The sequence below is a fragment of the Streptomyces sudanensis genome (assembly GCF_023614315.1).
GTDB lineage: Bacteria > Actinomycetota > Actinomycetes > Streptomycetales > Streptomycetaceae > Streptomyces > Streptomyces sudanensis.
Map to the genome: position 1 here is coordinate 387559 of NZ_CP095474.1, position 9550 is coordinate 397108.

Below are 9550 nucleotides of genomic sequence, written 5' to 3' on the forward strand. Positions count from 1 at the left end.
CCCCCACAGGGGGCGCGGCGGCTGCGGGGGCTGGGGGGTGCCCCGGCGCAGCGGCCAGGCGCACAGCATCCCCACCACGAAGCCGACGACGTGCGCCAGGTACGCCACCGTCCCGGCCTGCGAGACGCCCGCCCCGTAGGAGTACACGGCCTGGAGGACGAACCACAGCCCGAGCACCGTCCAGGCCGGCAGGCGCAGCGGCAGCAGGAGCAGGAACGGCACGAGGGCCCACACCCGCACCCTGGGGTACAGCACCAGGTAGGCGCCCAGCACTCCGGCGACGGCGCCCGAGGCGCCGATCATCGGCCGGCCCGAACCGGCGTCGACCAGGGCGAAGCCGTACGTGGCGGCGTAGCCGCAGAGGCCGTAGAACAGCAGGTAGCGCACCTTGCCCAGGCGGTCCTCGACGTTGTCGCCGAACACCCAGAGGAACAGCATGTTGCCGATCAGGTGCAGCCAGCCGCCGTGCAGGAACATCGCCGTCAGGACGGACAGCGGCGGCGACTTGTCGTAGCCCGGCGGTCCCAGGAGGCAGCCGGGGCCGGAGGGCCCCACGGCGGTCCGCCCCGTGGGCACCAGCTCCGGCATCCGGCCGTGGACCAGTTCGCGCGGCACGGCGGCCCACTGGCCGAGGAAGGACTCCAGCCGGCACGCCTGGGCCAGGCTGCTCTCGCCGACCAGCGAGCCCGCCATGCCCGGGGTCCGCAGGAAGACGACGACGTTGACGGCGATCAGCGCGTACGTCACCCAGGGGAGCCGCCGCGCCGGGTTCGCGTCATGAACGGGAATGACCACGTCGACTCACTGCCCGGTCGTCAGCGCGCGAATCCGGTCGATCGCCGCCGGTCCCCGCTACGATCCGGCATCCGGTTCCCCGTCCCCGGAAGCGTCCCCGGAGGCGTCCCCGGAGGCGTCGCCGGACGTGCTTTCGGCAGTGCCCTCCCGCTCTTCCCGCTGCGTGTCGCGCTCCTCCTCCGGAGTGACGTCCTTCTCGCCGGTGACCTGCTCCAGCGGGCTCTCGTGGTTCTCCGATCCGGTCATGACCGCTCCTCACCTCGTGTGCCGCAATCCCGTCGTGTGCCGTACTCCCGCCGGGTCACCCGGACGGCCGGACTCAATCCCCCGGCGTGCGGGGCGCTCCGCGCGGGTACCCGGTCCGCTCGGAAGACGGGTGGCGAACGGGGACGGACATGCCTGACCACGCTTCTCCGCTGGTCGTCGTCGCGGGGGTCTCGGGCTCCGGCAAGTCGACGATCGGCCTGGCCCTGGCGCAGCGCCTGGGCGTCCCGTACGGGGAGGGGGACGATCTGCACCCTCCGGGGAACATCGAGAAGATGCGGGCGGGCGTGCCGCTGGACGACGAGGACCGGGCGCCCTGGCTGGACCGGGTCGCCGAATGGCTGCGCGACCACCTCGACAGCGGCGGCGTCGTCGCCTGCTCCGCGCTCAGGCGGAGCTACCGGGACAGGCTCGCCGCCGTGTCCCCGCGCGTGTTCTTCGTCCACCTGCACGGTCCGGCCGAGTTGATCGCCGCCCGCCTCGGCGCCCGGCGCGGCCACTTCATGCCCCCGAGCCTGCTGCGCTCGCAGTACGACGCCCTGGAGCCGCCGGCTCCCGGTGAGCGCGGCGCGGTGGTGTCCGTGGAGGGCACGCCCGAGGAGACGACCGCGCTGGCGCTCGCCGCGGTGCGGGCCGCCCAGTGAGGCGCGCGGCCGGTTCGGAGCCGTACGGCTGCGGCGCGCGGACCCGGCGGACAGCGACGGTGCTGGGCGGNCGGCNNNGGCAGNCGNGTATAAGGGACNGGGGGACTACGGCAGGGCGGTACGGGCGGGGCATCGGCGAGGAGGGCCGGGGGTACCCGCCTGCCATGATCATGTCGATGGAGCTCCTGCCCGAGTCGACCCTGCGCGAGGTCATCGGCCTGCTGGTGCGGCTCGTCGAGTCCGCCGGGGCGCTGATCATCTTCGTCGGTGCCGTCTGGGCGTTCGTGCAGTTCGTCAGGGCCGGTGCGCGCAGGCCCGACCGGGTGGCCGGGTTCAACCGCATCCGGCTCAGTCTGGGGCGCTTCCTCGTACTGGGCCTGGAGTTCCAGCTCGCGGGGGACGTGCTGCGCACGGCGGTCGCGCCGAGCTTCACCGAGATCGGGCAACTGGCGGCGATCGCGGCCATCCGCACCGCGCTCAACTACTTCCTCGGGCGTGAGATCGCCCAGGAGCGGGTGGAGATCGACGGCGGCAAGGGCCCGCTGGAGGGGCCCGTCCGGGAGACGCCGTCGTGAACGCCTGGCTGCAGGCGGCGGCCGTGCTGGTCACCGGCGCGGGACTGGTCTCCGCGGCGGTCGCCTACCGGCTGACCGGCGACGCCCGCCGCGCCCTGGCCGTCCTGCTGGACTTCCTGACCGCGGCCGGGCTGATGCGGCTGACCGGGGAGCCCTCGTGGAGCGGCATCCTGGCCGCCGCCGCCGTGGTGGCGCTGCGCCGGGTGATCGGGGCGGGCCTGGGGCTGTCGCGTGCCGCGCCGTAGGGCCGGGCCCCGCCGGCAGGGGCGCATGCCGGCCGGACCCCGTGCCGACCGGACCCGTACCGGCCGGGGCGCGTGGTGACCGGGCGCGCGGTGACCGGGCATGCGGCGACCGGGACGCGCGCCGGGGGAAGCCGTTCCTCCGGGACCCGGCCCCGGCCCGCGGCTCCCGACCCCCNNNGCCCGCCGCCGGGTACGGCTCCGCCTCCCGAGCGGTGGGCCGGAGCGGCGGGCCGGAGGGGTGGGCCACGACCGGCACCCCGGCACGGGAGTGGCCCGTACCCAGCCCGGGGAACCCGTACCTCCGGTGCGGAACACCCTCATTCCTCCGACGCGGAACGGAAAGGACAGTCCATGCGCGCACTGACGCTCCGACCCGGCCCCGGGGCCTCGATGGAGGTCCGCGAACTCCCCCCGCCCTCCCCCGGCCCGCGGGAACTGCTGGTCCGGGGGCTGGCGCTGGGCGTCTGCGGCACCGACCGGGAGATCGCCGACGGCCAGTACGGCGCCGCGCCCGCCGGGCGGGACTGGATGGTGATCGGCCACGAGTCGCTGGGGCGGGTCGAGCAGGCGCCGCCCGGAAGCGGCTTCTCCCCCGGCGACCTGGTGGTCGGCGTGGTCCGCCGCCCCGACCCCGTCCCGTGCGGGGCGTGCGCCCGCGGGCACTTCGACATGTGCCGCAACGGCCGCTACCAAGAGCGGGGCATCAAGGAACTGGACGGCTACGGCGCGGAGTACTGGACCGTGGAGTGCGACTACGCCGTCGGCCTGGACCCGCGCCTGGAGGCCGTGGGGATGCTCCTGGAGCCGACGGCCGTCGTGGTCAAGGCGTGGCAGCAGGTCGATCTGGTGGGGAGCCGGTCCTGGTTCGAGCCGCGGCGGGTCCTGGTGACCGGGGCCGGCCCCATCGGGCTCCTCGCCGCGCTGGTCGGCGTGGAGCGGGGCCTGGAGGTGCACGTGCTGGACCGCGTCGAGCGGGGGCCGAAGCCCCGGCTCGTACGGTCCCTCGGCGCGGAGTACCACAGCGGCGCGCCCCGCGAGGTGATGGACGGCGTGCGGCCCGACGTCGTCGTCGAGGCGACCGGCGCCGCGCAGGTGGTGTTCGCGGCCCTGTCGGGCACCGCGCCGTACGGCGTGCTGTGCCTGACCGGCGTGTCCTCCGCCGGCCGGCGCGTCACGGTGGACGCGGGGATGGTCAACCGGGATCTGGTGCTGGAGAACGACGTGGTCGTCGGTTCGGTGAACGCCAACCTCGACCACTACCGGCAGGCCGCGGCGGTGCTGGCCCGGGCCGACGGGGCGTGGCTGGACGGCCTGGTCACCCGGAGGGTGCCGCTGGGCCGCTTCCGTGAGGCGTTCGCCCCGCGCGACGACGACGTCAAGGTCGTGATCGACCTGCACCGCCCCTGACCGGTGCCCCGCCGACCTGCCTGTGGGCGGACGGCCCCGGTGGGCGTCACGGCTCGCGGGCGTCACGGCCGGCAGGCGGCGCGGCGCCCCGCCCGGCCCCGGAGGCACGCGCCCCGTGGCCGGGCGGGTGGGTGAACGGGCGCGGCGGACCGGCGCGGCGGGGCGGCCCCCGCCGCCCCGCGCCCGGCCTACCGGACGGTGGCGGCGAGGCGGAGGCGTCCGTCGTCGACCTCGGCGATCTGGTCGACCGCGGTGAGGTGGGTGCGGTCGTGGGTGACCAGGACGGTGGCGGTGGCCTGCCGGTGGGTGAGGCGGGTGATCAGGTCGATGACGGCGGCGCCGCGTTCGTGGTCGAGGGCGCTGGTGGGCTCGTCGACCAGCAGGACCCTGGGGTCGTTCATCAGCGCGCGGGCGATGTTGACCCGCTGGCGCTGGCCGCCGGAGAGCTGGTGGGGCCGCCGGTCGGCCTGGGCGGTGAGGCCCACGGCGTCCAGCATCTCCTCGGCCCGCTTCCGGGCGGTGCGCGGCTTGCGGCCGTCGATCTGCGCCATGACCTGGAGCTGTTCGACGGCGGTGAGGGAGGGCAGCAGGTTGGGCTGCTGGAAGACGATGCCGACCTTGCGGCGGCGCAGGTCGGTGAGTTCGCCGCGGGTCATGCCGGTGGTCAGGGTGCCGTCGATGGTGACGGTGCCGCTGTCGGGCGCGATGAGGGTGGCGGCGACGGCGAGGAGGCTGGACTTGCCGGAACCGGAGGGGCCCACGACGGCGGTCAGGCTGCCCTTGGGGACTTCCAGGGTGACGCGGTCGAGGGCGGTCAGCCGGGAGTCGCCGTCGGGGTAGGTGAGGGTGACGTCGTTCAGGTGCAGGCTCATCGGGCGCTCCCCAGGGCGGTCAGCGGGTCGACGGAGGTGATGCGGCGGATGGACAGGGCGGCCCCGAGCACGCCGAGCGCGATCATCACGGCGGCGGGGAGGAGGACGGTGGCGGGGGTGAGGAGGAACGGCACGTCCGAGCCCGCGACGAGGGCGCCGAGCCCGGCGGCGGCCCCGGTGCCGATCAGGGTGCCGCCGACCAGCAGGACCACGGCCTGGCCGAGGGCGTCCTTGAGCAGGGTGGCGGTGGAGGCGCCCAGCGCCTTGAGGACGGCGACGTCGCCGCTGCGCTGGATGGTCCACACCGTGAAGAAGGCGCCGATGACCAGGGCGGAGATCGCGAAGAGGAAGCCGCGCATCAGCTGCAGGGAGCCGTTCTCGGAGGTGTAGGAGCCGATCGCGGACAGCGAGTCGTCCCGGGACACCGTCCTGGTGCCCGCGGCCCGGTCGGCGGCCCCGACGTCGACGCCGGAGGCGGTGTCCAGGGCGATGACGGTGGCGGTCGGCGCGCCGCCCTTCCCGGTGGGGGGTACGGCCTTGCGCCACAGGTCCAGGCTGGTCCAGACGACCGGGGTGTGGCTGAAGAAGGCGTCGCCGCTCACGGCGGCCACGGTCACCTCCTGCCCGGCGAGGGTGAAGCCGTCGCCCTCCGCCACGCCGAGGTCGGCGGCGGCCGCGGTGGACAGGACCGCCGCGCGGCCGTCGATCCTGCCGCTCTCGGGGGCGAGCGCGGAGCCGGGCCGGACGCCGAAGGCGGACACGCCGGCGCTCCTGCTTCCGGCGCTCGCCCTGGTGGTGGTGATGCCCAGCGGCTCGGCGGCCTCCACGCCGGGTGTCCTGGCCCAGCGCTGCCACTGCCGCTCGTCGACGGTGGAGTTCGCGTACGACGGCTCCTCACCGCCGGGCGAGCCGAAGGCGATCGCGTCGGCGGGCAGGGAGGTGATCGCGGAGGTGTTCTGCCGGCCCAAGCCCGCGGTCAGCCCGGACAGCAACCCGACCAGCAGGGTGATCAGCACGATGACGGTGCCCATCAGGGCGAAGCGCCCTTTGGCGAACTTCAGGTCTCTCCAGGCGACGAACACGGTGTGAGGGGCCCTTTCCCGGGACGGAAACTGTGGGTCCCACCCTCGCCGCCGGCCCCCCGGCCCGGCTTCCGGCCCAGGTCGGCAATCCGTGCGCCGAAGGACGGCACTCCGGTTCCACCTTTCGATGGAAGCCGTACCGCGGAGCCCTCCTTAGGCTGGAGGGACTGTGAACACCGCCGCCCCCGTCCCCATCCCCACCACCCGGGCCCTGGCCTGGTGCCTGCACCTGCTGGTCGCCGGGCTGCTCGCCCTGGCCGGCGTCCGGGCCGCGGTCGGCGGCCGTCCGCACGCCGGGTGGGTGGTCGCCGCGGCCGTGGCGTGCGGCCTGCTGTACGCGGCCGGCCCCGCGCTGCCCCGCGTGGGCCGCTCGCAGCGGGCCGCCGCCCTGTGGCTGGCCGGTGTGGGCGCCGCCTGGCTGGTGCTGCTGGCCCTGTCGGCCGACGGGGTGTGGATGGCGTTCCCGCTGTACTTCCTCCAGCTCCACCTGCTGCCCCGCCGGGCCGGACCCGCCGCCGTGGCGGCCACCGCGGCGGCGTCCGTCGCCGGTTTCGCCGCGCACCACGGGTCGTTCAACGCGCCGATGGTGATCGGGCCGGCCCTCGGCGCCGCCGTGGCGATGGCGGTGGTGTGGGGCTACCAGGCCCTGTACCGGGAGAGCGAGCAGCGCAGGCGCCTGATCGAGGAACTCACCGCCACCCGCGCCGACCTCGCCGCCGCCCAGCACACCGCCGGTGTGCTCGCCGAACGGGAACGCCTGGCCCGTGAGATCCACGACACCCTCGCCCAGGGCCTCTCCAGCATCCAGCTGCTGCTGCGCGCCGCCGAACGCGCCCTGCCCGGCGCGCCGGAGAGCGCCGCCCGCCACGTCGACCAGGCCCGGCAGACGGCCGTCGACAACCTCGCCGAGGCCCGCCGCTTCGTCGCCGCCCTCGCCCCGCCCGCCCTGGAGGGCACCACCCTGGCCGGCGCCCTGGAACGCCTGTGCGCCACCACCAGCGCCCGCCACCGGCTCACCGCGCGCCTCCACCTCGCCGGCGACCCCGCCCCGCTGCCCACCGCGCACGAGGTGGCGCTGCTGCGCATCGCCCAGTCCGCCCTGGCGAACACGGTCCGCCACGCCGAGGCCGCCACCGCCGAGGTCACCCTCGGCTACTTCGAGGACCACGTCGCCGTGGTGGTCGCCGACGACGGGCGCGGCTTCGACCCCGACCGCCTGCCCGTCCCCGACCCGCAGGCCGGCGGGTTCGGACTGGCCTCCATGCGCGCCCGCGTCCACGCCCTCGGCGGCACCCTCACCGTCGATTCCGCGCCCGGCCGGGGCACCGTCCTCACCGCCCGGCTGCCCCTCCACCGGACCCCCGACCCCACTGCCGAGGCCCCCCTGTGACCGAGACCCCGATCCGCCTGCTCCTGGCCGACGACCACCCGGTCGTACGGGCGGGTCTGCGCGCCGTGCTGGAGACCGAACCCGGCATCGACGTGGTGGCCGAGGCCGCCACCGCCGAGGCCGCCGTCGACCGCGCCGCCCTGGGCGACATCGACGTCGTCCTGATGGACCTCCAGTTCGGCGGCGGGATGAACGGCGCCGAGGCCACCGCCCTGATCACCGCCCGCCCCGGCGCGCCCCGCGTACTGGTCGTGACCACCTACGACACCGACGCCGACACCCTCCCCGCCATCGAGGCCGGGGCCACCGGCTACCTGCTCAAGGACGCCCCGCCCGAGGACCTGGCGGCGGCGGTGCGCACCGCCGCGACGGGCCGCACCACCCTGGCGCCCGCCGTCGCGGACCGGCTGATGAACCGGCTGCGCGCCCCCGGCACCGCCCTGAGCCGGCGGGAGACCGAGGTGCTCGCCCTGGTCGCCGAGGGCCTGTCCAACCAGGCCGTCGGCGACCGGCTCCACCTCACCGAGGGGACCGTGAAGTCCCATCTGGCCCGCATCTACGCGAAGCTCGACGTCGACTCCCGCACCGCCGCCGTCGCCGTCGCCACCCGGCTCGGCCTCATCCGGCGGTAGCGGGTACGACGCCCCGCCCACGCGTCGCCGCGCCGACCCGCCCGTCCGTCCGTCCGTCCGTCGGGGGCGCCGTCGCCCTGGGTGGCCTGGCGGCCGGACGGCCGGGCCGGGCGTGATGCTGCCGGGCGGCCGGAACCGGGGCCGGGCCGCGGACCGAGCCGGGGCTGGAATCCAAGCCGGGACCGGAATCCGAGCCGGGACCGGTCGAAACCGGAACCGGCATCGGCGTCGGCCAGTCCCAGGGGCGGGCCCAGGATCGGTCCCAGGATCGGGTGCGGGATCGGGTCCGGAACCGGGCCCGGGGTTCGAACCGGAATCGGCCGGGTTCCAGCGGGGAGCCTCCTGCNCNGGGNCNNGNNTATAANNGNCAGGGCCCGGTTCCGGNGCCGATCCCGGGGTGCGGGGCGGGGCGGGGGAGCCTCCCGCGCCGGGCGGATTCCGGAGAGGCGCGCGGCGATCCGGGGTCGGGCCCAGGCTGCCCAACGTGCACGGCACCGCCGGGCGTACGCACGGGAACGAGCGCTGCGGCCGAGGGGCGAACGCGGCACCACCGGATAGACGCGGCACCGCCGGACGGACGCGGCGCCGCCGGACGCGCACCGCACCGCCCGGCGGGTGCCCGGGGACGCGCACCGCGACCCGGGCACCCGTCGCGGCCCTACGGGCGGACGGGCCGCGGCTCGGTGACGGTCAGCGCGTCCACCATGCGGTTCACCTTGCCGCGTGCGCGCACCGCGTGGGCCTGCGGCACCCGGATCTCGGCGGTGGCCCGGGCGGCCTGCGCCACCGTGTACGACAGTGCCAGCACCGGCGTGCTGCTCAGTGCGGCGGCGATCCGGCCCAGCGCGCCGCGGCTGTCCCGGAGGGTCACGGTGAACGTGCACGCCGCCTCGTCCCCCCTCCCGGAAGCCTCCCGGGACGGTTCGGCGGCGGAGTCCCCGTCGGCTTCACGCCGCACGTACAGGATCCCGTACGTGTAGGCGTCGACCAGCGCCTCGCAGGACGCGGCGAGGACGTTGTCCGCGACGCCGACCGTCTGCCACGTCCCGTGCCCGTCGGCGACGCTCACCAGGACGCGGGTCCTCGCGGCGGTGCCCCGGTGGCCCTCCAGGATGCGGACCTTGTAGTCGACCAGCTCGAACCGCGACACCTCCGGGTGCGTCGACCGCAGGGCCCGGCGCAGCGCGTTGTCGAGGGCGTGGACCGGGCCGTTGCCCTCCGCGGTGGCGACGGCCCTGGTGTCCCGGGCGCGGAGCTTGACCGTCGCCTCGGCGTCCCGCGGCGCGCCGGCCCCGTCCTCGGCGATCACCCTCCAGGACTCCAGCTCGAAGCAGGGCTCCCTGCCGCCTTCGACTTCCTCGCGGAGGAGGAGTTCGAAGGAGGCGTCGGCGGCCTCGTAGGTGTACCCCCGCAACTCGCGCTCCTTGACCCGCTCCACCACCCGGCCCAGTACCTCCCGGTCCCGGCCCNGCTCCACCCCCAGCCCCCTTACGTTTAAAANNACCGACGCCCGCCCCGCCATGTCCGACACCAGCATCCGCATCGTGTTGCCCACCCGCGCCGGATCCACATGCTGATACAGATCCGGATCCACCCGGATCGCCGACGCGTGCAACCCCGCCTTGTGCGCGAACGCCGACACCC

10 protein-coding genes and 2 pseudogenes are annotated in these 9550 nt (G+C 75.7%); 6 read left to right on the plus strand and 6 right to left on the minus strand.

The window, feature by feature from the left end; translation table 11 throughout:
* Together MW084_RS01645 and MW084_RS01650 are read right to left on the minus strand one after the other, a co-directional pair.
* Positions 1 to 795: rhomboid family intramembrane serine protease (locus MW084_RS01645; RefSeq protein ID WP_275563435.1), on the minus strand; the 795-nt coding region annotated here is incomplete at its 3' end.
* A 57-nt stretch (positions 796 to 852) separates the two neighbouring features.
* Complete coding sequence (locus tag MW084_RS01650; protein WP_010469267.1) at positions 853 to 1041, minus strand: hypothetical protein; 189 nt, start codon at positions 1039 to 1041, stop codon at positions 853 to 855.
* A 149-nt stretch (positions 1042 to 1190) separates the two neighbouring features.
* Between MW084_RS01650 and MW084_RS01655 the strand changes: the two genes are divergently transcribed.
* The 4 genes from MW084_RS01655 (at position 1191) to MW084_RS01670 (ending at position 3930) form a co-directional block, all read left to right on the plus strand.
* Positions 1191 to 1703 (plus strand): gluconokinase, encoded by a 513-nt coding sequence (locus MW084_RS01655; RefSeq protein ID WP_010469266.1) that lies wholly within the window; start codon positions 1191 to 1193, stop codon positions 1701 to 1703.
* A 170-nt stretch (positions 1704 to 1873) separates the two neighbouring features.
* Positions 1874 to 2278, plus strand: a complete 405-nt coding sequence (locus MW084_RS01660) for a DUF1622 domain-containing protein (protein WP_039828892.1) — start codon at positions 1874 to 1876, stop codon at positions 2276 to 2278.
* Positions 2275 to 2523, plus strand: coding sequence for a hypothetical protein (locus tag MW084_RS01665; protein ID WP_010469264.1), 249 nt, complete (start codon positions 2275 to 2277; stop codon positions 2521 to 2523). Before MW084_RS01660 ends, MW084_RS01665 begins: the two co-directional genes overlap by 4 nt.
* A 351-nt stretch (positions 2524 to 2874) precedes the next feature.
* Positions 2875 to 3930, plus strand: a complete 1056-nt coding sequence (locus tag MW084_RS01670; RefSeq protein WP_010469263.1) for a glucose 1-dehydrogenase — start codon at positions 2875 to 2877, stop codon at positions 3928 to 3930.
* Positions 3931 to 4118: 188 nt separating this feature from the next.
* Here MW084_RS01670 and MW084_RS01675 read toward each other — a convergent pair whose 3' ends face one another.
* Together MW084_RS01675 and MW084_RS01680 are read right to left on the minus strand one after the other, a co-directional pair.
* The gene (locus MW084_RS01675) at positions 4119 to 4802 is read right to left on the minus strand and encodes an ABC transporter ATP-binding protein (RefSeq protein WP_010469262.1); all 684 of its coding nucleotides are present in this window, start codon (positions 4800 to 4802) and stop codon (positions 4119 to 4121) included.
* Positions 4799 to 5884: an ABC transporter permease gene (locus MW084_RS01680; protein WP_010469260.1), complete on the minus strand. Its 1086-nt coding sequence runs from the start codon at positions 5882 to 5884 to the stop codon at positions 4799 to 4801. The genes MW084_RS01675 and MW084_RS01680 overlap by 4 nt, the downstream gene beginning before the upstream one ends.
* Before the next feature lie 169 nt (positions 5885 to 6053).
* Between MW084_RS01680 and MW084_RS01685 the strand changes: the two genes are divergently transcribed.
* Together MW084_RS01685 and MW084_RS01690 are read left to right on the plus strand one after the other, a co-directional pair.
* Positions 6054 to 7274, plus strand: a complete 1221-nt coding sequence (locus tag MW084_RS01685) for a sensor histidine kinase (RefSeq protein WP_010469259.1) — start codon at positions 6054 to 6056, stop codon at positions 7272 to 7274.
* On the plus strand, positions 7271 to 7906 hold the full coding sequence (locus MW084_RS01690) for a response regulator (protein ID WP_010469258.1): 636 nt from the start codon (positions 7271 to 7273) through the stop codon (positions 7904 to 7906). The genes MW084_RS01685 and MW084_RS01690 overlap by 4 nt, the downstream gene beginning before the upstream one ends.
* A gap of 961 nt (positions 7907 to 8867) precedes the next feature.
* Here MW084_RS01690 and MW084_RS01695 read toward each other — a convergent pair.
* Positions 8868 to 9375 (minus strand): annotated as a pseudogene (locus tag MW084_RS01695) (alpha-isopropylmalate synthase regulatory domain-containing protein); the annotation flags it as partial.
* A gap of 33 nt (positions 9376 to 9408) precedes the next feature.
* Positions 9409 to 9550: pseudogene (locus MW084_RS24420) on the minus strand (homocitrate synthase/isopropylmalate synthase family protein); the annotation flags it as partial.

Excerpts from the sequence above, each read along its gene's own strand:
- MW084_RS01660 (WP_039828892.1), top strand. The coding sequence starts at position 1,874 with ATGTCGATGGAGCTCCTGCCCGAGTCGACCCTGCGCGAGGTCATCGGC.
- MW084_RS01670 (WP_010469263.1), top strand. The coding sequence starts at position 2,875 with ATGCGCGCACTGACGCTCCGACCCGGCCCCGGGGCCTCGATGGAGGTC.
- MW084_RS01650 (WP_010469267.1), bottom strand. The coding sequence starts at position 1,041 with ATGACCGGATCGGAGAACCACGAGAGCCCGCTGGAGCAGGTCACCGGC.
- MW084_RS01655 (WP_010469266.1), top strand. The coding sequence starts at position 1,191 with ATGCCTGACCACGCTTCTCCGCTGGTCGTCGTCGCGGGGGTCTCGGGC.
- MW084_RS01675 (WP_010469262.1), bottom strand. The coding sequence starts at position 4,802 with ATGAGCCTGCACCTGAACGACGTCACCCTCACCTACCCCGACGGCGAC.